Origin of the sequence: Bradyrhizobium sp. ORS 285 (assembly GCF_900176205.1) — a bacterium.
GTDB lineage: Bacteria > Pseudomonadota > Alphaproteobacteria > Rhizobiales > Xanthobacteraceae > Bradyrhizobium.
Genome location: NZ_LT859959.1, coordinates 6,198,753 through 6,220,063, shown reverse-complemented (window position 1 = coordinate 6,220,063; position 21,311 = coordinate 6,198,753). Strand labels below are relative to the sequence as shown.

The window sequence follows — 21,311 nt, the reverse complement described above, 5'->3', positions numbered from 1 at the left end:
GGGGCATAGCGGCGCAGGCCCAAATGGGAACCTCGCCGCTATCAGTCCGTTGTTCCGCGCATGATCCGATGCGAGCGCCACATGCGGTGGTGTATGCGCGTCGGAGGATGCGGAGGACAACGGATGGCCCCGATCAACAGCAAACGCACTCTGCGCCGCGACCTCTGGCTTGCAGCCGGCCTGCTTGGCGTCGGCGCGCTGGTGGCGATCATCTCGTTCACCGAGATCAAGGCCGGCCATCTCGACCACATGGCTCAGGCGACGCCGGAGCCATCCGCGACGCCAGCCGAATCCAAGCCCGGCGGCACCCGCCCGACCACTCCGGCGCCGGAGCCCGCGCGACCGGACACGTCCGCCGTCCAGGAAGGCGCCAAGCCCGCGCTGCCGCCGGCACCTGCCGAGAAGGTCGCGCCGCCGATGGAGAAGAAGTAGCTGGGCGCTGCGAGACAGTGCTCGACAGCACGCATACTGCCTCAACATCGTCATGCCCGGGCTTGTCCCGCCTGCGCGGCCGAAGCCGCTTCGGCGCGGCGAAGACCCGGGCATCCACGTCTTTCCGCCCGTGCGGCTTCGTGGATGGCCGGGTCAAGCCCGGCCATGACGGAGGAGAGAGCGGCGCGCGAATGCGGCGACAAATTCCGTTGTCGTCCCGGCGAAAGCCGGGACCCAACCACAGGCAGAAGTGTGGGGCCTGCTAACAGCTCCACCTTCCGCCACATACGCGTCACGGCGTATGGGTCCCGGCTCGAGGCCGGGACGACAGCGGGGATTTACCGCACCAGGATGTTGCGGAACTGCCAAGGATCGGAGGTGTCGATGTCCTCCGGGAACAGGCCCGGACGGTCATTCAGCGGGGTCCAATCGGTGTAGTAGCCCTTCACCGGGCCGAGATACGGCGTCTGGATTTCCAGGCAGCGGCGGAAGTCCATTTCGTCGGCCTCGACGATGCCGGCGGTCGGGTTTTCCAGCGCCCAGACCATGCCGGCGAGCACGGCGGAGGACACCTGCATGCCGGTGGCGTTCTGGTACGGCGCGACGCGGCGGGTTTCCTCGATCGAGAGCTGCGAGCCGTACCAATAGGCGTTCTTGCCGTGGCCGTAGAGCAGCACGCCGAGCTCGTCGATGCCGTCGACGATCTCGTTCTCGTCGAGGATGTGCCACTTCTCCTGCATCTTGCCGGTGGCGCCGAAGATCTCGTGCAGCGACAGAACCGCGTCATTCGCCGGGTGATAGGCGTAGTGGCAGGTCGGGCGGTACACCACCTTGTCGCCGTCGCGCACCGTGTAGTAGTCGGCGATCGAGATCGACTCGTTGTGGGTCACCAGGAAGCCGTATTGCGCGCCCGGCGTCGGGCACCACGAGCGGACGCGGGTGTTGGCGCCCGGCTGCAGCAGATAGATCGCAGCGCCGCAGCCCTCGGTGTGGCAGCGGCCGTTGTCCGGCATCCACTTCTCATGCGTGCCCCAGCCGAGCTCGGCCGGCTGCATGCCCTCGGAGACGAAGCCCTCGACCGACCAGGTGTTGACGAACACGTCCATCGGCTTCGGGTTCTTGGAGCGCTGGGTGTCGCGCTCGGCGATGTGCACGCCCTTGACGCCGAGCTTCTGCATCAGCTGCGCCCAGCCCTCGCGGCTCTTCGGCTCGACGATCTCGGTCTTGGTGTCCCGGGCGATGTCGAGCAGCGCCTGCTTGACGAACCAGGAGACCATGCCGGGATTGGCGCCGCAGGTCGAGACGGAGGTGGTGCCGCCCGGGCTCTTGCGGCGGGCGGCCAGCAGCGTCTCGCGGAGCGCGTAGTTGGAGCGCTGCTCGACGCCCATCTGCTTGTCGAAATAGAAGCCCGCCCACGGCTCGACGACGGTGTCGATGTAGAGCGCGCCGATTTCACGGCACAGCGTCATGATGTCGACCGAGGAGGTGTCGACCGACAGGTTGACGCAAAAACCCTGGCCGCCGCCTTCGGTGAGCAGCGGCACCAGCAGCTCGCGGTAATTGTCGCGGGTCACGCCCTGCTGGATGAAGCGCACGCCGTGCTTCTTCGCGAGCTCGCCGTCATCATGCGGATCGATGATGACGAAGCGGCTCTTGTCGTAATCGAAATGGCGTTCGATCAGGGGCAGGGTGCCCTTGCCGATCGAGCCGAAGCCGATCATGACGATGGGGCCGGTGATTTTCGCGTGGATCTGCGAGCTCATGAGGGGATGGTCTCCGGACAGGTGCTTTCGCGTTCGTGGATTGAGGGACGCTGCGTCAGGCGCTGCGCCGTTTGGCGGTGACTTCGATCTCGACCTTCATCTCGGGCTTGTAGAGGCCCGCGACGATGAGCAGCGTTGCGGCCGGACGAATGTCGCCGAGGACCTCGCCGCAGACCGCGAAATGCGCATCGGCGTCGGCGACGTCGGTCAGGTAATAGGTCGCGCGGACGATGTCGGCCATCTCGAATCCGCCCTCCTGCAGGGCGGCCGCGATGGTGTTGAAGCAGTTGCGTGACTGGCTCGTGACATCGGCCGGCATCGTCATCGTGCTGTAGTCATAGCCAGTGGTCCCGGCGACGAAGGCGAAATCACCATCGATCACCGCGCGGCTGTAGCCGGCGGTCTTCTCGAACGGTGATCCGGTAGAGATCAAACGGCGGGCCATGGGCACCTCGTCGGGGGATTTTCGGGGGTTAAAGAGCTTTTGCTGCACCTGCGCAACCCCTGGCGGGACGGCTGCGGCGCGCAGTGCCGGCATGCCTAACGCAGGCGGGTGACGTCGGGTCCGGCGGGCGGGCTGCTCGACCAGCGTCGCACCACGATGTCGCGGACGATCATGATCCCGAGCAGGATCAGCACCAGCGTGGGGAGCCACGTCCGCCGCGGCGGCTGAGCTGCCGCCTCCGTCCTCACGCCGCGCATGGCAGCGGCCGCTCCTTGCGGCGGCGGGCTTTGCGCTCCGGCGCGCCAGTGGCGACGATCATGCCGGTGGCGCCGTCCAGGGCGCCCTCGACGAGTTCGAGGCCGAGCAGGCGCGCGCGCTCGAACGGGCCGGGCAGCTCCAGCTCGGTCGTCTTGGCAACGGAGAAGCCGAAGCGGGCGTAGTAGGGCGCATCGCCGAGCAGGATCACCGCGCCATGGCCGCGCGACGCCGCGATCATCAGCGCCGCGTTCATCAGCGCCGCACCGACGCCGAGGCTGCGCGCCTCCGCGGCGACCGCCAGCGGCCCGAGCATCAGCGCATCGCGACCGCCGGCGCTGACGTGCCACAACCGCAGCGTTCCCACGAGCTTGCCGCCGCGCATCGCCGACAGGGCAAGGCCTGCGGCGGGCGCGCGTCCGTCGCGCAGGCGCTGGCAGGTGCGCTCATGGCGGTTGTCGCCAAAGCACACGTCGAGCAGCGTCTCGCGCGCCGCGACGTCGGAGGCACGCTCGCTGCGGATCACGAACGGAGCGGCAGTCCGAGGGGGCGCAGGTTGGATGCGAAAAGCGGTCATGGCACGTCAGTCCCCGGCCTGCGCGGCGAGCTCATGCCCGCGCGCAAACACGTGATGTCAGGTTGAAGGTGACGGTCTGTCGCTCCCTCCCCCGCTTGCGGGGGAGGGTCGGGGTAGGGGACAGCCCCACCCGGGCTTTTCATCGCCTCACCGCGCGGGTGAGGCAGCCAGCCAAATCAGATGTGATACGTCTTCAGCGGCGGGATGCCGTTGAACGCCACCGACGAGTAGGTCGACGTATACGCACCGGTCCCCTCGATCAGCACCTTGTCGCCGATCGAGAGCGTCACCGGCAGCGGATACGGCAGCTTCTCGTACATCACGTCGGCCGAATCGCAGGTCGGGCCGGCGAGCACGCACGGGGTCGTCTCCGCGCCCTCATGCGGGGTGCGAATGGCGTAGCGGATCGACTCATCCATGGTCTCGGCGAGGCCGCCGAACTTGCCGATGTCGAGATAGACCCAGCGCAGCTCGTCCTCGTCGCTCTTCTTCGAGATCAGCACCACTTCCGACTCGATGATCCCCGCATTGCCGACCATGCCGCGGCCCGGCTCGATGATCGTCTCCGGGATCTGGTTGCCGAAATGCTTGCGCAGTGCACGGAAGATCGAGCGGCCGTACTGCACGACCGGCGGCACGTCCTTGAGGTACTTGGTCGGGAAGCCCCCGCCCATGTTGACCATGGTCAGGTTGATGCCGCGCTCGGCGCAGTCGCGGAACACCGTCGAGGCCATCGCCAGCGCGCGGTCCCACGCCTTCACCTTGCGCTGCTGCGAGCCGACATGGAACGAGATGCCGCACGGCTCGAGGCCGAGGCGCTTCGCCAGGTCCAGCACTTCGACGGCCATCTCCGGATCGCAGCCGAACTTGCGCGACAGCGGCCACTCGGCGCCGGCGCAATCGTACAGGATGCGGCAGAACACCTTGGCGCCCGGTGCCGAGCGCGCGATCTTCTCGACCTCGGCGGCGCAGTCCACGGCGAAGAGGCGGATGCCGAGCGCGTAAGCGCGCGCGATGTCCCGCTCCTTCTTGATGGTGTTGCCATAGGAGATGCGATCCGGCGTCGCACCGGCGGCCAGCGCCATCTCGATCTCGGCGACGGTCGCCGTGTCGAAGGAGGAGCCGAGCGAGGCCAGCAGCGACAGCACTTCCGGCGCCGGGTTGGCCTTCACCGCGTAGAACACGCGGCTGTCCGGCAACGCCCGGGCGAAGTTCATGTAGTTGTCGCGCACGATGTCGAGGTCGACAACGAGACAGGGCTCGTGGTCCAGACCTTCCTCACGGCGATTGCGCAGGAATTCCCGGATACGTTCGGTCATAGCACCCTCCAAACGGCCCGTTTGCGACGTGGCCCGTTCAAAATGATCCCGACACGGGTGCCTTGGCCTTGCTGCCCGATGGAAAGGCGACAAGACCTCGAACCCGAAGCCGAATTGTGCTGCCGTGGATTGGTTGGGAATTTCCCGCCCGCACACCTGGCAATGAAGGACAAGCCTTTTCAGTAGCCCGCGCCGGCGTTGGACTGCCGGTAGAGACCAAAAAAGCCCGATCCGTCGTTGCTTTAAGTCGCGTCCCCCGTTGAGAGCGGGGTGCGCCGGTTCGCCTCCGGCTGCCAGTCACGGTTGCAAAAGATGGGGTGACCTTCAGCGGCATCTCTTGAGAGAGATGCTGGGCTCCTGGAGCATGACGATCTCGATCGAACTGATCTTGATCGCAACGATCCGAGCGCCCCTCGGTTCCTCATCCCTTGGCGGCTGTCCGGCCTCTTGTCCGGATACCTACCGACTGACACACGACCACAGGCACGTGCGAAATTGGGCAAGACCGGAAATATGCGTTTTGAATTTCGTTCGCAAGGAATTTTTGGGCGCGGCGAAAGATTTCCCTAATCTGTGCTTGCGCGACACACAGAGCAGCGCGGTGTCTGAACGAACGTTAAGCGAGCTTAAACTTTCGTAACGCGTTCACCCTTGCAGGACAGTGTTTTGTGCTGTTCACGCGCGCTTGGTGAACGGCTCGATGCGCTGTGCGCCGCGGATGAAGCCGATCATCACGAACACGCCGATCGCAAACAGCACGGCCTGCAGGATATGTGCGCCCTGGTCGCCGAGCCCGAACAGAATCGCCAGCGCCCAGCCGCCGGCGAAGGCCGCGCCGAACACTTCAGCGCCGATCAGGATCGCCGCCGAGATGACGGTGATCACGCTCTGCCAGGCGATCTGGCGGGCGGGCTTCGAGGTGCTGTCAGCGCTCATGGTCCAGGGTCCTTTTGAGGGGCGCAATCTCTCCGAAATGGCCCCGGCCTTCAAGGGGAAATGACCCAAAAAGGACCGGCTCCGTGGTAAGAGGGGCGCCTGTTTGATCCGGAGAGCAAGAGCCGATGTCCGACACGACCGCCTCGATCGACGCCCAGAGCAATCCGCTGCTCGTGGCCTGGGACACCCCGCACCAGACACCGCCTTTCGATGCGATCAGGCCCGAGCACTTCCTGCCGGCCTTTGAGCGCGCCTTTGCCGACCATACCGCTGAAATCACCGCGATCACGCATGATCCGGCCGAGCCGGACTTCGCCAACACCATCACGGCGCTGGAGCGCTCGGGCAAGCTGCTGTCGAAGGTCGCGGCGGTGTTCTACGACCTGGTTTCGGCGCACTCCAATCCGGCGATCCTGGAGATCGACAAGGAAGTGTCGCTGCGGATGGCGCGGCACTGGAACCCGATCATGATGAACGCCGTGCTGTTTGGTCGCATCGCGCTGCTCTACGACAACCGCAAGACGCTCACCCTGACCGGCGAGGAGCAGCGGCTGCTGGAGCGCACCTACACCCGCTTCCGTCGCGCCGGCGCCGGCCTCAAGGACGAGGCCAAGGCGCGCATGGCCGAGATCAACGAGCAGCTCGCCCAACTCGGCACCACCTTCAGCCATCATGTGCTCGGCGACGAGCAGGACTGGTTCCTGGAGCTCGGCGAGGATGACCGCGCTGGCCTGTCGGACAGCTTCGTCGCGGCCGCCAAGGCTGCGGCGGAGGAGCGCGCCATGCCGGGCAAGGCGATCGTGACCTTGTCGCGCTCCTCGGTCGAGCCGTTCCTGCAGAGCTCGGCTCGGCGCGACCTGCGCGAGAAGGTGTTCAAGGCCTTCACCGCGCGCGGCGACAATGGCAATGCCAACGACAACAATGCGGTCATCGGCCAGATCCTGGCGCTGCGCGAGGAGTCCGCCAAGATCATGGGCTTCCCGAACTTCGCGGCCTATCGCCTCGAGGACTCCATGGCGAAGACGCCGGAGGCCGTGCGCGGCCTGCTGGAGCGCGTGTGGAAGCCGGCCCGCGCCAAGGCGCTGGCCGATCGCGACCAGCTGCAACAGCTGATCACGGAAGAGGGCGGCAACTTCAAGCTCGAGGCCTGGGACTGGCGCTATTACGCCGAGAAGCTGCGCCAGGCGAAGGCGAACTTCGACGATGCCGCGATCAAGCCGTATCTCTCGCTCGACAACATGATCGCGGCCGCCTTCGACTGCGCCACGCGGCTGTTCGGCATCACCTTCGCCGAGCGCAAGGACATCCCGGTCTGGCATCCGGACGTCAGGGTGTGGGAGATCAAGGAAGCTGATGGCCGCCACAAGGCGCTGTTCTACGGCGACTACTTCGCGCGGCCCTCGAAGCGCTCAGGCGCCTGGATGACGTCGCTGCGCGACCAGCAGAAGCTCGACGGCGACACCGCGCCCTTGATCATCAATGTCTGCAACTTCGCCAAGGGCGCCGATGGCCAGCCGTCGCTGCTCTCGCCGGACGATGCCCGGACCTTGTTCCACGAGTTCGGCCACGGCCTGCACGGCATCCTCTCCAACGTGACCTATCCGTCGCTGTCCGGCACGTCTGTCTTCACCGACTTCGTCGAGCTGCCGTCGCAGCTCTACGAGCACTGGCAGGAGCGCCCGGAGGTGCTGCAGACCTTCGCGAAGCACTACCAGACCGGTGAGTCGTTGCCGCAGGATCTGCTGGAGCGCTTCCTGGCGGCGCGCCGCTTCAACCAGGGCTTCGCGACGGTTGAGTTCGTCTCTTCCGCGCTGATCGACCTGGAGTTCCACACCCAGCCGGCTGCGGCGTCGAAGGACGTGCGCGCGTTCGAGAGGGCCGAGATGGAGAAGATCGGCATGCCCAAGGAGATCGCGCTGCGCCACCGGCCGACCCAATTCGGCCACATCTTCTCGGGAGACCACTACGCGGCGGGCTATTACAGCTACATGTGGTCGGAGGTGATGGATGCGGATGCCTTCGGTGCCTTCGAGGAAGCCGGTAACATCTTCGATCCCGCCGTCGCCAAGCGGCTGCACGACAACGTCTACTCCTCCGGCGGCTCGCTCGATCCGGAGGCGGCTTACGTCGCCTTCCGTGGCCGCGAGCCCGAGCCTGACGCGCTGCTGCGCCGGCGCGGCTTGCTCGATATCCCCGCGGCGGCTTGAGGTGAAGGTGATGGCGGTGGTTCGTGTCGTTCTCGCGGCGCTGACGCTCGTGCTCGGCGCGAGTGCGGCGAGCGCTCATCCGCATGTCTGGGTCACCGCGACCAGCGAGCTGCTTTATGCAGCCGATGGCACGGTGACCGGCGTGCGCCATGCCTGGACCTTCGACGACATGTTCGCGACCTATGCGCTGCAGGGGCTCGAGACCAAGCAGAAGGGCGTCTACACTAGGGAGGAGCTGGCGCCGCTGGCCCAGACCAACGCCGAGTCGCTGAAGGAATACGCCTACTTCACCTTCGTGAAGGCGGACGGCCGCAAGCAGAAGCTCGTCGATCCCGTCGACTACTACCTCGAATACAAGGACACCAAGCTGACCCTGCACTTCACCCTGCCGCTGAAGGCGCCGGTGAAGCCCAGCCAGCTCCAGGTCGAGGTCTACGATCCCAGCTATTTCATCGATTTCCAGATGGCGGAGAAGGATCCCGTCAAGCTGGTCAGCGCTCCCGCAGGCTGCAAGCTCGGCCTGGTGAGACCGAGCGACGGCGGATCCGTCGCGCAGACCATGAACGAGCAGACATTCCTGAGCGGCGGGGCGAACGCCAATTTCGGAATGAACTTCGCCAACAAGATCTCAGTGGAATGTCCATGACGCCTCGCCCCAGCTCCGCCCGACCGTTTCTCACTTGCGCCGCGATCCTCGCGGCGCTGTTGGCTGCCGACGCCGCCTCGCATGTGCTGCTCGCCAAGTCTCCGTTCGGCGCGCCGGCGGACGAGCCGCAGGTTGGCGGCATCGTCGGCTGGCTGCTCGCCAAGCAGTCGGAGTTCTATCGGCAGATGTCGGGGACGATCCGCGCGGCCAAGGAAGACGGCTCGGCGGTGTGGTGGCTGCTGGTGATCTCCTTCGCCTACGGCATCTTCCATGCGGCGGGGCCTGGCCACGGCAAGGCGGTGATCGCCTCCTATCTCGTCGCCAATCAGGAGACGGCGAAGCGCGGCATCGTGCTGTCGTTCGTCTCGGGCCTGATGCAGGCGCTGGTGGCGGTCGCCATCGTCGGCGTCGGCGCGGTGCTGCTGAACGCCACGGCGGCCAGCATGTGCAGCGCCGAGAAAGTGGTGGAGATCGCAAGCTACGGCCTGATCGCGCTGCTCGGCGCGCGGCTGGTGTGGGTGAAGGGCGCGGCGTTCCTGCGGATTTGGCAGCCGGCGGCGCCGGCGCTCGCGTTAGCCGGTGCGCCTGCGGGCGCGGTGGCGCATGCTGGTCATGATCACGGCCATGCGCATGATCATCAGCATCGCGGGCCTCAGCATGATCACCATGGTCATGATCATCATGGGCACGATCATCATGGGCACGATCATCATGGGCACGACCATCATGGACACGATCATCACCACGGCCATGGTCATGCTCACACGCCTGCTGCCGCAGCGCATGGTCACGCGCACCACGATCACGTCCACAACGATCATGCTCACCACGATCATGTCCACGGCGACGATTGCGGCTGCGGCCATTCCCACGGCCCGGCGCCGAGCGAGCTTGCCGGCCCCGGCGGCTGGCAGCGCGGCTTCCAGGCGATCTTCGCCGCCGGCATCCGCCCGTGCTCGGGCGCGATCCTGGTGCTGGTGTTCGCGCTCGCGCAGGGCATGTTCTGGGCCGGTGTCGCCGCCACCATCGTGATGGGCATGGGCACGGCGATCACCGTCGCCACCATCGCCGTCATCGCGGTCGCCGCCAAAGACCTCGCCCGCCGCCTCAGCGCCGGCCGCGACGGCGGCGGCGCGCTGATCATGCGGGGACTGGAGTTCGGCGCGGCCGGGCTGGTGCTGCTGTTCGGTGTCGGCCTGCTGTTCGGCTACATGGCAGCGGAACGGACCACCTGCTTCTGAGTAGGCTGCGCTCAGCTACGATGCTTCTGCCAAACACCTCCGCAGCGTACTGGATGCCCCGCCTCAGCGTGGCATGACAGCGGTGGAGAAGGGCAACGATCGCGCAACAACAATGGTGTCGTCCCGGCCTTGAGCCGGGACCCATACTCCGCGGCGGTTGTGATTGAGCGAGCCTTTAACTACACGCCTGCCTCAAACTTCTCCCTGTGGTTATGGGTCCCGGGTCAAGCCCGGGACGACAGCGGAGTGCGTGGCGATAGCGTGCCTCATTGCCGGTCAGCGTGGCATGGCAACCGCGCGGACCTAGAACATCTTCGCTGTTGCAGCTAACTCGCTGCGCGATACAGCGCCCTCTCCCCCAAGGCGAAGCGAAGCTTCGCCGGGGTGGGAGAGGGCATCGATGGCCTATCCGAGCATGCGGTCGGGTGAGGGGGCTCTCTCGGCGATTCGCGCTCTTGGAAAGGGACCCCTCACCCAACCGAGTTTGCGGCGCTGTCCTACATGCCCTCTCCCACAAGGGGAGAGGGCGCAATCACGGGCACCGTGCGGAGGCTATAGTTGTTAGTTGCTTGTGCCGCATCACCGCTCCGCCGACCCATGCCCCTGCGGCCGCAGCGCGCGGCCGAGGGCCATCAGCGGGAAGTAATGGCGGTACATGCCGTAGCGCAGCATGAAGGCGCGGGAGAGCTCGGGGCCCTGCATCAGGCGCTCCGACAGCGCGGGGTCGTTGAGCTTGATGGTCTGGCCGACGCCGTAGCCGGGGAAGCCGGTGCCGGTGAATTCGGGCTCGTCCCAGGTGCCGGCGGACTGGCGCTCGACCAGCCACATGCAGCCGCGCTCGATGGCGTCCTTGTCATCAGGGCGGTTGGCGGCGAGCAGGGCCATCAGCGCCCACGCCGTCTGCGACGCGGTCGTCGTGCCACGGCCGACGGCTGAGATGTCCATGTAGGAGGCGCAGCTCTCGCCCCAGCCGCCATCGGCCTGCTGATTTGCGACCAGCCAGTCGCAGGCGCGGCCGATATAGGGCTGGGTCATGTCCTCGCCGATCGCGGCCAGAGCGGGCAGCACGGCGCCGGTGCCGTAGACGTAGTTCACGCCCCAGCGGCCGAACCACGGGCCGCTCGGCTCCTGCTCGCGGCGGATATAGTCCAGCGCGCGCACCATCGACGGATGATTGCGCGAGATGCCGAGCTTGCCGAACGCCTCGACGATGTGCGCTGTCACGTCGACCGACGGCGGGTCGAGCGCCTCGCCGTAATCGCAGAACGGGATCTTGGTCAGGATCTGCTGGTTGTTGTCCTTGTCGAACGCGCCCCAGCCGCCGCCCTGGCTCTGCATGCCGATTAGCCAGTCGACGCCGAGCTGGATCGCCTCGTCGATGCCCTTGGCCTTCCATTTGGGATCATGGCGCAGCGGGGCGAGGGCGATCAGCGCCACCGCGGTGTCGTCCGTGTCCGGATAGTAGTTGTTGGCGTATTCGAACGCCCAGCCGCCGGGCTTGACATGCGGGAGCTTCATCGACCAGTCGCCGGGCACGCGCACCTGGCGCGCGAGCACCCAGTTGACGGCCTTGTCGACCGCTTCGGGATAGTCGCCGAGCACGCCGGCATCGTCGAAGGCGAGCAGAGTGAGGATCGTGTCCCACACCGGGCTGTTGGTGGCTTGGATGTAGGTTGCCTCGCCGACATCGACGCGCCAGCCGGGATCGTTCAGCGCATCGAGGCCCTTGGCGAGAACGGGATGGTTGAGCGGATAGCCCTCCGCGTAGAGCGCCATCAGTCCGTAGATCCAGGGCGGCTGGATGCCGCCCCAGGCGCCGTCGAAATCCTGGTGGCGGATCATCCACTCCAGCACGCGGCTGGTGGCGGCCGGGCGGAACAGGCCGAGATTGAGCCTGTTGCCGAGGTTCTGCAGCGCGTGCAGGACCTTGTCGGCGCCGCGGAAGAACTTGTCCCAGCCGCCGGCATTGGCCTTGACCGGCAGCTCGTAGTCGAACGCGTCGCGCCCGCGCGGAAACAGCGCGTCGAGCCGGTTCTCCGGCGGCAGCCGCCGGCTCGGCCGCCGTGCCGACAGCAGCGCGATCGGCATCAAGGTGGCGCGGGCCCATTGTGCGAAATTGTAGATCGAGAACGGAAACCAGAGCGGAAACCAGATCACCTCGGGCGGAATGTTCGGCGTCTTCTCCCACGGCCATTCGCCGATCAGCGCCAGCCAGTAGCGCGTGAACACGCGGATGTTGCGCAAGCCGCCCTTGGCTTCGATCCATTCCCGCGCGCGGCGCACCGGCGGCTCATCGTCGCGGAAGCCGAGCGAGCGGAGCGCGGCATAGGCCTCGACGGTGGCGTTGATGTCGCCATTGGGCGCGTTGAAATAGACCTGCCAGGCGCCGTCCGGGCGCTGGCTGTCGAGCAGCGACTGGCCCAGGCGCTTGCGCAAGGGATGGTCCTCGAGCCCCATGAACCACAGCGCGAGGCACCATTGCGCCTCCATGCAGGCGTTGGATTCGGCACGGCCGACCCAGTGGCCATCCGGCTTCTGGTTGGCGATCAGCCAGTCCGAAGCCGCCCGGACCGTCGATTGCAGGGCGGTCTGATAATTTCCCGGGTCGCGCGCCGCGCGCGCGGAGGCCGAGCTGGTCACAGTCATCACAATCCCTCTGGCGGCCTGAGAGCGCCGCGACAGCCGTCGAATTCACCCCGCCCTATAGGGAATTTTACTGCCAAATCCAATCAACTGGCCGTAGCCGACGAGATCAGATGGGAAACAAAGGGCGTACGGACGGAGGTCTTCCGCGCTCTTGGTTAGCACCCGCATGGGGACTGCGATGTGACGCCTCTCACGCCGGGCGGCGGGGCTCAGACCGGCAGGTAAACGCGCAGCAGCGGCAGGAAGAAGATGCCGACCGTGATCAGGAAGCCGATCGCCCACAGGATCGAGCGCAGCGACGGCCGGTCGCCGATATAGGTCAGCACATAGGCGACGCGGACGATCACGAACAGCACCGACAGCTCATTGATCAGGTTTTGCGGCGCCCCGCGGAACTCGGCCAGCAGCACAGCGGTGGCGAAGAACGGGAACGCCTCGATGCCGTTCTGATGGGCACCCAGCGCCCGCTCGCGGATGCCGCCGTCATAAAAGGCGGGATCCCGGGGCCGCGCATTGTCGTAGCGCCCGGCGCCGTCGACGCTGATCCATTTCGCCGGCACGATCGTTACGAGGTAGAGCATTACGCTGGCGAAAATGCATAGCTCAGCAATCGTCATGGTTCCTCCAGCCCGGCTCCTCCAACCCGATGACATCGGTGAAATGGCCCTTATCTTGACAATGTCGAAACAAGCCGCCAAGCCACGCCCTTCACCAGTCACGGGCATCATGACCGCCGCCATCTCTCTCGACAATGCCAGGCCCGTCGAGGCCAAGTCTGTCGATTTGAATCCGTCACCCGCCGCGAAGACGGAGCGGGTCGGCGTGCTGCTCGTCAATCTGGGCACGCCGGATACGGCGGATGCCGCCGGCGTGCGCGTGTATCTCAAGGAATTCCTGTCCGATCGCCGCGTGATCGAGGACCAGGGCCTGCTGTGGAAGATCATCCTCAACGGCATCATCCTCAACGTTCGGCCGCGCAAGAAGGCGAAAGACTACCTCTCGATCTGGAACACCGAGAAAAACGAATCGCCGCTGAAGACGATCACGCGCGCGCAGAGCGACAAGCTCGCCGCCGCGATGTCTGATCGCAGCCACGTCATCGTCGACTGGGCGATGCGCTACGGTAATCCGTCGATGAAGGCGGGGATCGACGGGCTGAAGGCCAGGGGATGCGACCGCATCCTGGTGGTGCCGCTGTATCCGCAATATTCGGCCGCGACCTCGGCGACCGTCTGCGACGAGGCGTTCCGCGTACTGACCGAGATGCGGGCGCAGCCGACCATCCGCGTGACGCCGCCGTATTACAACGATGATTTCTACATCGAGGCGCTGGCGGTCTCGATCGAGGAGCACCTCAAGACGCTGCCGTACACGCCCGAGCTGATCGTGGCGTCGTTCCACGGCATGCCCAAGGAATATGTCGACAAGGGCGATCCCTATCGCGAGCAGTGCGTCGCCACCACCGAGCTGCTGCGCAAGCGGCTCGGCATGGACGACACCAAGCTGCTGCTGACGTTCCAGTCGCGCTTCGGCTTCTCTGAGTGGCTGCAGCCCTACACCGACAAGACCATCGAGAAGCTCGCCAAGGACGGCGTCAAGCGCATCGCCGTGGTGATGCCGGGCTTCGCCGCCGACTGCCTGGAGACGCTCGAGGAAATCTCCGGTGAGAACTGCGAGATCTTCAAGCACAATGGCGGCGAGGAATTCTCCGCCGTGCCGTGCCTGAACGACAGCGCGCCGGGCATGGAAGTGCTGCGGCAGCTGGTCCTGCGCGAGCTGCAGGGCTGGCTCTGAGCCGGCAGCGGTATTGTCGGCCGTCTAGGTAAGCTCCACCTCGGCACAAGATCGACCGCCCCGCGGCCGTCGAAAATATGTTCCTGAACCGCGCCTCACGGACCCCCGACAAAATCATGTAGCAATCCCCAGATTGTGATTGCTGCAGAGGTTGGTGAGGAGACGACTGTCTCCTCCCTTGGAGGATCCATGAGCGGTTTCGACATTTTCGCCATAGCGCTGGTGCTGCTGGTTATCTTCACGCTGTACTCCGGCGTGAAGACCGTGCCGCAGGGGTTCGACTGGACCGTCGAGCGGTTCGGCAAATATACCCGCACCTTGTCGCCGGGCCTCAACATCATCGTCCCGTACTTCGACCGCATCGGGCGCAAGATCAACATGATGGAGCAGGTGATCGACATCCCCGAGCAGGAGGTCATCACCAAGGACAACGCCACCGTGACGGTCGACGGCGTCGCCTTCTACCAGGTGTTCGATGCGGCGAAGGCGAGCTACGAGGTCGCCAACCTCAACCAGGCGATCATCACGCTGACCATGACCAACATCCGCTCGGTGATGGGCTCGATGGATCTCGACCAGGTGCTGTCGCATCGCGACGAGATCAACGAGCGGCTGCTGCGTGTCGTCGACGCTGCGGTGTCGCCGTGGGGTCTCAAGGTCAACCGCATCGAGATCAAGGACATCGTGCCGCCGGCTGATCTGGTCGAGGCGATGGGCCGGCAGATGAAGGCCGAGCGCGTCAAGCGCGCCGACATCCTGCAGGCCGAAGGCCAGCGGCAGTCGGAGATTTTGCGCGCGGAGGGCGCCAAGCAAAGTCAGATCCTGCAGGCGGAAGGCCGGCGCGAATCAGCGTTTCTCGACGCCCAGGCGCGCGAGCGTTCGGCGGAAGCCGAGGCCAAGGCGACGCAGATGGTGTCGGATGCGATCTCCAAGGGCGATGTCGCGGCGCTGAACTACTTCATCGCCGACAAATACATCAAGGCGTTCGGCCAGCTCGCCGATTCTCCGAACCAGAAGGTGATCATGCTGCCGATCGAGGCCACAGGCATGCTCGGCTCGCTCGCCGGTATCGGCGAGATCGCCAAGGCGACGTTCGGCGAGAGCTCAGCCTCGGCGGTGGCGGCCGCGCGCCGCGGCGGCTCGGTGCCGCCGGCAGGCACGCCGCCGAAGCCACCTGTGCCGCCGCAGGCGTAAGCAGGAGGTCATCATGAGCGACATGTTCGTGACGCTCGGCACCTGGAACTGGCTGATCTTCGGCGTCATCCTGATGGCGCTGGAGCTGCTCGCGCCGGGCGTGTTCCTGATTTGGTTAGGCCTCGCCGCGGTCGTGGTCGGCGTGATCTCGTTTGGCTTCGCGCCCGTCTGGCAGCTACAGATCCTGATGTTCGCGCTGTTTGCGATCGCCGCCGTGCCGCTGTGGCGGCACGTCGCGCGCAGGAGCACGGCGGAGGCCGGCGACAACCCGTTCCTCAACCGCCGCTCGGCCGCGCTCGTGGGGCGTGAGTTCACCCTGGAGAAGCCGATCATCGACGGCAACGGCACGGTGCGGATCGACGACACGGTGTGGCGCGTGGCAGGCCCTGACGCGCCTGCGGGCAGCCGCGTGAGGATCGTACATGCGGACGGCGCGCATTTGACTGTGACCGCGGCGTAGTTCTGCGGGCGATGTTGCTTGATTGAAGCGACGCTCCAACCGCGTCATTGCGAGCGCAGCGAAGCAATCCAGAGCGTCACGTGCAGCCCTGGATTGCTTCGTCGCTTTGCTCCTCGCAATGACGTGGAGAGAGCGGGGCTCAATTCTGCAGCCTCACGCCCAACATCACCACCGTCCCCGACGACGCCGCGCCCGCAATATTCGAGTCCAGCTTGTCATACCGCAGCGTGCCCTTGACCCACAGGCTGCGCGTCATCTTGTAGACGAGGTTGCCCTCGGCCGAATAGGTGCGGTCGTTGCGGCCGTAGCCCTGATAGTCCAGCGTGCCGAAGGTGAACTTGCCGATGCCGGTCAGCCAGCGCCGGAAGTCGTGGTCGACCTGCACGGTGTAGGTGCGCACCAGCACGCCGGAGGCTCCGGCGACTGTCGTCTCGGCGACCTGCGTGTCGGAGAAGAACCGCGCGGTCGTCAGCGGCGTCGCCGACCACACCAGCGAGGCTGAGGTCAAGAAGCCCTGCAGCCGGTCGAGCCGTGGATCGGTGTAGCTGCGGGTGGCGTAGCCGAGGGAGAGCTCGCCGGTCAGCAGCCGCGTGAACTCGAACGAGGTGCCGGCTTTGGCATAGCCGCCGGCGGAATCGCGCTGATAGCCGGAGCGATCGTATTGCAGGTCGTAGGTGCGGGTGTTGCCCTGCACCTCGACGAACGGCTTCAGCGCCGGCGTGACCTCGTAGGACACTCGGCCGATGCCGCCGAACTGGTTGTAGTTGCGGTCGTCGTTCGACGTCATCGTGCCGTCGGTCAGCTTGCTCTGCTGATAGCTGGTGCGGTCGGCGGCGGCGCCGGCCGAGATCTGCAGCCGGTTGAAGCGCTGGTCGAAGCCAACGGTGGTGCCGAGCGTGGTGTAGACTGGATAACGCGCCAAGCCGGCCTGGACGCTCGGGCTGCCGGGATTGTCCGTCGCCGCGCGCAGGCGGAGCTGCGCGCCGACCGAGGTATCGCGGGTGACATCGAGGCGGCCGTCGACATGGCCGGTGAAATCCGGGCGGTCGAGCGTGGTCGGCGCCGAATTGATGCCGCCATCCATGATGGCCGGCAGGGTGCTGCCATAACCGGTGAACGAGCCGCGCAGATCGGCGACGAGCGCATGCCGCTCCCAGTTCGACACCGCCAGAAATTCCGGCGCGATCATCCAGGCCGGCATGCCACGCGGCCGTGCGAGGCGCGCCGGGTTGCTGTCATAGCCGGCCGACAGCTCCACCGCGCCCTTCACCAGGAACGGCCCGACATAGTCGCCGACTGCGCCGAACGGGTCGTCGTCGATCCGCAGACGCTTGCGCGGCGGCTGGCCGGGCACGGTGCCGGCCATCCCCGGCGGGATCGGCTGCCGGTTGGCGGAGGCCGAGGGCGGCAACGTCGGGCGCAGCTGCCCGATCAGCTCGCCGGAGGGCCGCGTCCCTGGCCCAGGCGCCGGCTTGGGCCGCGGCTGCGCGGGATAGTATTTCGCCTTCTTACGCGTGCGGTTCAGCGAATCATAGCCGACATCGGCCGCGCCGCTGGCGGCAGGTACGCCCGGCAGCGGAACGCGGTTGGCGGATGAGGCTGAGCTAGGCGGAGCAGGGGAGGCCGGGACGCCCGGCGTTGGGACGGCGTCGGAAAGGCCGCTCACCGCCGTGCGACGTAGCGGCGAATCTTGCGGGGCGAGGAAGCCGTCGCGGACGGGGCGGAGCACGTCGAGGGTCTGGGACCGAGCCGCGTCGGGGCCGAGCGCGCCGAGCAGCAGGCACGCGGCGGAGACGCCGCGCCGCATCGCGCGCCCCCTGCGGCCGCTGTCAGGCCTCCACCCCACGATCTGAAAACTCCAACAAAATCATGCATATCGCCAAGCAGCCGCGTGCCGCCGGCAAACACCGTCGTTAAGGGAGTAAAAACAAATATGGTTAATGGGCTGTTGATGACGCCTTGCCGCCTTACCCATGCTAAAGAGCGGCGCCTGACTGTCTCAGCCTTGGATGAGAGAATGCCGAGATCGAAGCCGTTGACCGAAGCCCCTCCCGCTAACGCGGATATCCAATCGGCGCTGCGCACGCTCGACGCCGGCAGCAACGGTATTGCTGCGATCTCGGCCGCGCTGCGCGGGGCCCTCGGCCCCGCCTTTGCCTCGGCGGTCGAGCTGATCCGACAGGCCAAGGGCCGCGCGATCCTCACTGGCCTCGGCAAGTCCGGCCATGTCGCGCGCAAGATGGCGGCCACGCTGGCTTCCACCGGCACGCCGGCCTTCTTCGTCCATTCCGCCGAGGCGGGGCACGGCGATCTCGGCATGATCACCTCGGACGACGTCGTCATCGCGCTGTCCTGGTCCGGCGAGCAGCCGGAGATGAAGACCCTGGTCAACTACACCAAGCGCTTCGCCATTCCGATGATCGCGATCACCTCGAATGCGCAGTCGTCGCTGGGGCAGGCGGCGCGCATCGTGCTGGAGCTGCCGAAGGCCCGCGAGGCCTGTCCTCATAATCTCGCGCCGACCACCTCGACCCTGATGCAGGCGGCGATCGGCGATGCCCTGGCGATTGCGCTGCTCGAGGGCCGCGGCTTCACTGCGCTCGAATTCGCCAATTTCCATCCGGGCGGCAAGCTCGGCGCCATGCTCAAGCACATCTCCGATCTGATGCGCTCCGGCGACGCCGTGCCGCTCAAGCCTCTGGGCACCGGCATGGCCGACGCGTTGGAAGAGATGACCGCCAAGGGCCTCGGCTGCGTCGTGGTCGTCGACGGCCGCGGCCATGTCGCTGGCATCATCACCGACGGCGATCTGCGCCGGAAGATGCGGTCCGATCTCTTGTCGGTTTCGGTCGACGAGATCATGACCGCCAACCCGCGCACCGTCCGCCGCGAGGCGCTGGCGTCAGAGGCCCTGGAGATCCTGAACTCCGCCAAGATCACGACCCTGATCGTGACCGATGGCGCCAAGCCGGTCGGCATCCTGCACATGCACGATCTCTTGCGCGCCGGGGTGGCGTGATCTCGCTCACCGTCATTGCGAGGAGCCAACGGGTCCGCGCCAAGCGCGGCCCGATGACAGGCTCCGCGACGAAGCAATCCAGAATCCTTGCTGAGCCCTGGATTGCTTCCGCCTTCGCTCTTTGAGCTACGGCGGACACGTCGCTAGGCTCGCAATGACGCCAAATCGACATGGTGCCCTAAGGCCGCTAGAAGTTTTCGCACGATGCCTCCCGACTTCAATCTCGACAAATATCTCGCGCGGATCGGCTATCGCGGGCCGCTGACCCCGACCTTCGAGACGCTTGCCGGACTGCAGGCGGCGCATGTCGATGCGATCGCGTTCGAGGGCATTGATCCGCTGCTTGGCCGGCCCGTGAACATTGATCTCCCCTCGCTGCAGGCCAAGATCATCGACGGCCGCCGTGGCGGCTATTGCTTCGAGCAGAACGCGCTGCTCAAAGCCGCGCTGGATGCGATCGGCTTCGCCGTGACGCCGCTGTCGGCCCGGGTGCGCTGGCGCGTCGATGCCGATGCGCCGCTGACGCCGCGCACGCATATGATGTTGAAGGTCGACCTGCCGGAGGGACCTTATCTGGCTGATGTCGGCTTCGGCTCCTGCCTGTTTGACATGCCGCTGCGGATGGTGCCGGACATCGAGCAGGCAACCGCGATGGGCACATTCCGCCTCACGTTCTCCGACGGAATGTATTGGCTCGCCACGAAGCTGCCGACGGGCTGGCGCATGATGTACGTCTTTGATCTGACGCCGCAGGTCCACGCCGACTACATGCTCTCCAACTGGTTCACCTCGACCAGTCCGCTGACGCCGTTCACCTCGATGCTGATCCTGGAACGGCTGACGTCCGAGCTGCGCTACAAGCTGGTCAACCGCCGGCTGGTCGTCGAGGCGCGCAACGGCGAGATCCGGAGCGAGCAGATCATCGAGACGCCGGAGGCGTTGCAGCGCGTGGTCGAGGAAATCTTCGGCGTCACATTCCCGGTCGCCGCCGATGTGGTCTGGGCGCGGATCGAGAGCTGAGGGAAGGCGCGGCGATGGCGGATGAGTTTCAGCTGGAGTCCTATCTCACCCGTATCGCTTATCGCGGCCCGCTTGCGCCCGACCTAGCCACGCTGAACGCGCTACAAGCCGCGCATGTCGACGCGCTGCCGTTCGAGGCGCTCGATCCGCTGATGGGGCGTCCGGTCCATGTCGATCTCGCCTCGGTGCAGCAGAAGCTCGTCCACGGCCGCCGCGGCGGCTATTGCTTCGAGCAGAACGTGCTGTTCCAGGCGGCGCTGGAGGCGATCGGCTTCAAGGTCACCGGCCTGACGGGCCGGGTGCGCTGGCGCTCGCAGCCGACAGATCCGCTCGGGCCGCGCCAGCACATGATGCTGCTGGTGGAAGTCGAAGGCCGGCCGCATCTCGTCGATGTCGGCTTCGGCATCTGCATGATGGATGGACCGGTTCGGCTTGAGGTCGGGCTTGAGCAGAGCACACCGATGGGCACGTTCCGCATCGGCACCTGGGACGGGCTCTATACGATTAGCGCCAAGCAGCCGACCGGCTGGCGGATGATGTACGCGTTCGATCTCGCGCCGCAGATCCACGCCGACTACGTGCTCGGCAGTTGGTACACGTCGACGAATGCGACCGTGCCGGCCACGCACACGCTGATGGTGGAGCGCGTGGAGCCGACCGTGCGGCACAAGCTGGTCAGCCGCCGCTATCAGCGCCAGGTGCGCGACGGCGAGGTGATCGAGGAGCGGATCGTCGCCAGCGCCGCCGAGCTTGGCCGGCTCATTGAGGATGTGTTTCGTGTGACGCCGCCGGTCCCGATCGGCGCGATCTGGGCGCGGACGGCGGATTGACGGCGGTATAAAGATACAGTATTTCAATGTTCGTAGATCGAACAAAGATCGCTTGCTGAACTCTGACTGACGCGGCTGTTGGGCGTGCGTCATTTGTTTGGAAAGTCGGAACTTCCGTTTGGTCTATCTTAAGAATCGCACCTTTAGGTTGCGTGACCTGACGGGGCTCGCGGCGTCCAGCCGTGGAACAATGGGGATCGTCCAGCATGGCTGACATGGTGGTGCACGCGACGCGATCAATCCCGCGCGAGATCATAGGGCAGCGCCGCCCCCGCTGTGGTCCGCCCCTCGCCTGACCTCAGAGCCGCGACATGCGCGGCTCATCCGAGCTGGCCTTGCGGCCAGGACGGGTGGGGGCTTCACGGCTGAAACGTCGACCCTGACGTTTCGACGTTCATCCGATCGATCTGAGAACGACGGCCTGACCTGCCACTTCAGGCCGCGCGGAGACTCACGTCGTGGAAGCCCCCACCCCGTTTTGTTTTACCGTTGTCTGAATAGACCCGATCTCCCACAGCGCAGACAGT

At 66.0% G+C, this 21,311-nt stretch carries 19 protein-coding genes; 10 read left to right on the top strand and 9 right to left on the bottom strand.

Going from position 1 to position 21,311, the window contains the following annotated elements:
- Positions 1-123 precede the first annotated feature (123 nt).
- Positions 124-432: a hypothetical protein gene (locus BRAD285_RS27995; protein ID WP_006613080.1), complete on the top strand. Its 309-nt coding sequence runs from the start codon at positions 124-126 to the stop codon at positions 430-432.
- A gap of 338 nt (positions 433-770) precedes the next feature.
- On the opposite strand, the gene BRAD285_RS27985 is transcribed toward BRAD285_RS27995, so the two are convergent.
- The 6 genes from BRAD285_RS27985 to BRAD285_RS27960 all read right to left on the bottom strand — a co-directional run bounded on the left by BRAD285_RS27985 (position 771) and on the right by BRAD285_RS27960 (position 5,727).
- Positions 771-2,195 carry a homospermidine synthase gene (locus BRAD285_RS27985; protein ID WP_006613079.1) on the bottom strand — a complete coding sequence of 475 codons (1,425 nt, stop codon included), beginning with the start codon at positions 2,193-2,195 and terminating at the stop codon, positions 771-773.
- Positions 2,196-2,250: 55 nt separating this feature from the next.
- Complete coding sequence (locus tag BRAD285_RS27980; RefSeq protein ID WP_006613078.1) at positions 2,251-2,640, bottom strand: RidA family protein; 390 nt, start codon at positions 2,638-2,640, stop codon at positions 2,251-2,253.
- Between the two features lie 95 nt (positions 2,641-2,735).
- The gene (locus BRAD285_RS35930) at positions 2,736-2,897 is read right to left on the bottom strand and encodes a hypothetical protein (RefSeq protein WP_172889829.1); all 162 of its coding nucleotides are present in this window, start codon (positions 2,895-2,897) and stop codon (positions 2,736-2,738) included.
- Positions 2,885-3,472, bottom strand: a complete 588-nt coding sequence (locus tag BRAD285_RS27975; protein WP_006613077.1) for a GNAT family N-acetyltransferase — start codon at positions 3,470-3,472, stop codon at positions 2,885-2,887. The genes BRAD285_RS35930 and BRAD285_RS27975 overlap by 13 nt, the downstream gene beginning before the upstream one ends.
- Before the next feature lie 176 nt (positions 3,473-3,648).
- A complete protein-coding gene (locus BRAD285_RS27970) occupies positions 3,649-4,791 on the bottom strand; it encodes a type III PLP-dependent enzyme (RefSeq protein ID WP_006613076.1) in 1,143 nt (380 codons plus the stop codon).
- A gap of 675 nt (positions 4,792-5,466) precedes the next feature.
- Complete coding sequence (locus BRAD285_RS27960) at positions 5,467-5,727, bottom strand: hypothetical protein (protein WP_006613075.1); 261 nt, start codon at positions 5,725-5,727, stop codon at positions 5,467-5,469.
- 125 nt (positions 5,728-5,852) lie between these two features.
- Here BRAD285_RS27960 and BRAD285_RS27955 point away from each other — a divergent pair, with 125 nt between their 5' ends.
- The 3 genes from BRAD285_RS27955 to BRAD285_RS27945 are packed head-to-tail and all read left to right on the top strand — an operon-like array spanning position 5,853 to position 9,821.
- Positions 5,853-7,934 (top strand): M3 family metallopeptidase, encoded by a 2,082-nt coding sequence (locus tag BRAD285_RS27955; protein ID WP_006613074.1) that lies wholly within the window; start codon positions 5,853-5,855, stop codon positions 7,932-7,934.
- Between the two features lie 10 nt (positions 7,935-7,944).
- Positions 7,945-8,580: a DUF1007 family protein gene (locus BRAD285_RS27950; protein ID WP_006613073.1), complete on the top strand. Its 636-nt coding sequence runs from the start codon at positions 7,945-7,947 to the stop codon at positions 8,578-8,580.
- The gene (locus tag BRAD285_RS27945; protein WP_006613072.1) at positions 8,577-9,821 is read left to right on the top strand and encodes a nickel/cobalt transporter; all 1,245 of its coding nucleotides are present in this window, start codon (positions 8,577-8,579) and stop codon (positions 9,819-9,821) included. The genes BRAD285_RS27950 and BRAD285_RS27945 overlap by 4 nt, the downstream gene beginning before the upstream one ends.
- Positions 9,822-10,400: 579 nt before the next feature.
- Here the strand turns inward: BRAD285_RS27945 and shc are convergent.
- The gene (gene shc / locus BRAD285_RS27940) at positions 10,401-12,467 is read right to left on the bottom strand and encodes a squalene--hopene cyclase (protein ID WP_006613071.1); all 2,067 of its coding nucleotides are present in this window, start codon (positions 12,465-12,467) and stop codon (positions 10,401-10,403) included.
- Between the two features lie 209 nt (positions 12,468-12,676).
- The gene (locus tag BRAD285_RS27935) at positions 12,677-13,084 is read right to left on the bottom strand and encodes an MAPEG family protein (protein ID WP_006613069.1); all 408 of its coding nucleotides are present in this window, start codon (positions 13,082-13,084) and stop codon (positions 12,677-12,679) included.
- A 109-nt stretch (positions 13,085-13,193) separates the two neighbouring features.
- Between BRAD285_RS27935 and hemH the strand changes: the two genes are divergently transcribed.
- From hemH to BRAD285_RS27920, 3 genes are all read left to right on the top strand, one after another.
- Positions 13,194-14,261: a ferrochelatase gene (gene hemH / locus BRAD285_RS27930; protein WP_006613068.1), complete on the top strand. Its 1,068-nt coding sequence runs from the start codon at positions 13,194-13,196 to the stop codon at positions 14,259-14,261.
- A 189-nt stretch (positions 14,262-14,450) separates the two neighbouring features.
- The gene (locus BRAD285_RS27925) at positions 14,451-15,455 is read left to right on the top strand and encodes an SPFH domain-containing protein (protein WP_006613067.1); all 1,005 of its coding nucleotides are present in this window, start codon (positions 14,451-14,453) and stop codon (positions 15,453-15,455) included.
- A 13-nt stretch (positions 15,456-15,468) separates the two neighbouring features.
- Positions 15,469-15,915 carry an NfeD family protein gene (locus BRAD285_RS27920; RefSeq protein ID WP_006613066.1) on the top strand — a complete coding sequence of 149 codons (447 nt, stop codon included), beginning with the start codon at positions 15,469-15,471 and terminating at the stop codon, positions 15,913-15,915.
- A gap of 139 nt (positions 15,916-16,054) precedes the next feature.
- Here the strand turns inward: BRAD285_RS27920 and BRAD285_RS27915 are convergent, their stop codons facing one another.
- The gene (locus BRAD285_RS27915) at positions 16,055-17,761 is read right to left on the bottom strand and encodes an outer membrane beta-barrel protein (RefSeq protein WP_006613065.1); all 1,707 of its coding nucleotides are present in this window, start codon (positions 17,759-17,761) and stop codon (positions 16,055-16,057) included.
- 171 nt (positions 17,762-17,932) lie between these two features.
- Here BRAD285_RS27915 and BRAD285_RS27910 point away from each other — a divergent pair, with 171 nt between their 5' ends.
- The 3 genes from BRAD285_RS27910 (at position 17,933) to BRAD285_RS27900 (ending at position 20,784) form a co-directional block, all read left to right on the top strand.
- Positions 17,933-18,934 carry an SIS domain-containing protein gene (locus BRAD285_RS27910; RefSeq protein ID WP_006613064.1) on the top strand — a complete coding sequence of 334 codons (1,002 nt, stop codon included), beginning with the start codon at positions 17,933-17,935 and terminating at the stop codon, positions 18,932-18,934.
- Between the two features lie 204 nt (positions 18,935-19,138).
- A complete protein-coding gene (locus BRAD285_RS27905) occupies positions 19,139-19,954 on the top strand; it encodes an arylamine N-acetyltransferase (RefSeq protein WP_006613063.1) in 816 nt (271 codons plus the stop codon).
- A 14-nt stretch (positions 19,955-19,968) separates the two neighbouring features.
- Positions 19,969-20,784 carry an arylamine N-acetyltransferase gene (locus BRAD285_RS27900; protein ID WP_006613062.1) on the top strand — a complete coding sequence of 272 codons (816 nt, stop codon included), beginning with the start codon at positions 19,969-19,971 and terminating at the stop codon, positions 20,782-20,784.
- Positions 20,785-21,311: the final 527 nt, after the last annotated feature.

Excerpts from the sequence above, each read along its gene's own strand:
- BRAD285_RS27995 (WP_006613080.1), top strand. The coding sequence starts at position 124 with ATGGCCCCGATCAACAGCAAACGCACTCTGCGCCGCGACCTCTGGCTT.
- BRAD285_RS27985 (WP_006613079.1), bottom strand. The coding sequence starts at position 2,195 with ATGAGCTCGCAGATCCACGCGAAAATCACCGGCCCCATCGTCATGATC.
- BRAD285_RS27980 (WP_006613078.1), bottom strand. The coding sequence starts at position 2,640 with ATGGCCCGCCGTTTGATCTCTACCGGATCACCGTTCGAGAAGACCGCC.
- BRAD285_RS35930 (WP_172889829.1), bottom strand. The coding sequence starts at position 2,897 with ATGCGCGGCGTGAGGACGGAGGCGGCAGCTCAGCCGCCGCGGCGGACG.
- BRAD285_RS27975 (WP_006613077.1), bottom strand. The coding sequence starts at position 3,472 with ATGACCGCTTTTCGCATCCAACCTGCGCCCCCTCGGACTGCCGCTCCG.
- BRAD285_RS27970 (WP_006613076.1), bottom strand. The coding sequence starts at position 4,791 with ATGACCGAACGTATCCGGGAATTCCTGCGCAATCGCCGTGAGGAAGGT.
- BRAD285_RS27960 (WP_006613075.1), bottom strand. The coding sequence starts at position 5,727 with ATGAGCGCTGACAGCACCTCGAAGCCCGCCCGCCAGATCGCCTGGCAG.
- BRAD285_RS27955 (WP_006613074.1), top strand. The coding sequence starts at position 5,853 with ATGTCCGACACGACCGCCTCGATCGACGCCCAGAGCAATCCGCTGCTC.
- BRAD285_RS27950 (WP_006613073.1), top strand. The coding sequence starts at position 7,945 with ATGGCGGTGGTTCGTGTCGTTCTCGCGGCGCTGACGCTCGTGCTCGGC.
- BRAD285_RS27945 (WP_006613072.1), top strand. The coding sequence starts at position 8,577 with ATGACGCCTCGCCCCAGCTCCGCCCGACCGTTTCTCACTTGCGCCGCG.
- shc (WP_006613071.1), bottom strand. The coding sequence starts at position 12,467 with ATGACTGTGACCAGCTCGGCCTCCGCGCGCGCGGCGCGCGACCCGGGA.
- BRAD285_RS27935 (WP_006613069.1), bottom strand. The coding sequence starts at position 13,084 with ATGACGATTGCTGAGCTATGCATTTTCGCCAGCGTAATGCTCTACCTC.
- hemH (WP_006613068.1), top strand. The coding sequence starts at position 13,194 with ATGACCGCCGCCATCTCTCTCGACAATGCCAGGCCCGTCGAGGCCAAG.
- BRAD285_RS27925 (WP_006613067.1), top strand. The coding sequence starts at position 14,451 with ATGAGCGGTTTCGACATTTTCGCCATAGCGCTGGTGCTGCTGGTTATC.
- BRAD285_RS27920 (WP_006613066.1), top strand. The coding sequence starts at position 15,469 with ATGAGCGACATGTTCGTGACGCTCGGCACCTGGAACTGGCTGATCTTC.
- BRAD285_RS27910 (WP_006613064.1), top strand. The coding sequence starts at position 17,933 with ATGCCGAGATCGAAGCCGTTGACCGAAGCCCCTCCCGCTAACGCGGAT.
- BRAD285_RS27905 (WP_006613063.1), top strand. The coding sequence starts at position 19,139 with ATGCCTCCCGACTTCAATCTCGACAAATATCTCGCGCGGATCGGCTAT.
- BRAD285_RS27900 (WP_006613062.1), top strand. The coding sequence starts at position 19,969 with ATGGCGGATGAGTTTCAGCTGGAGTCCTATCTCACCCGTATCGCTTAT.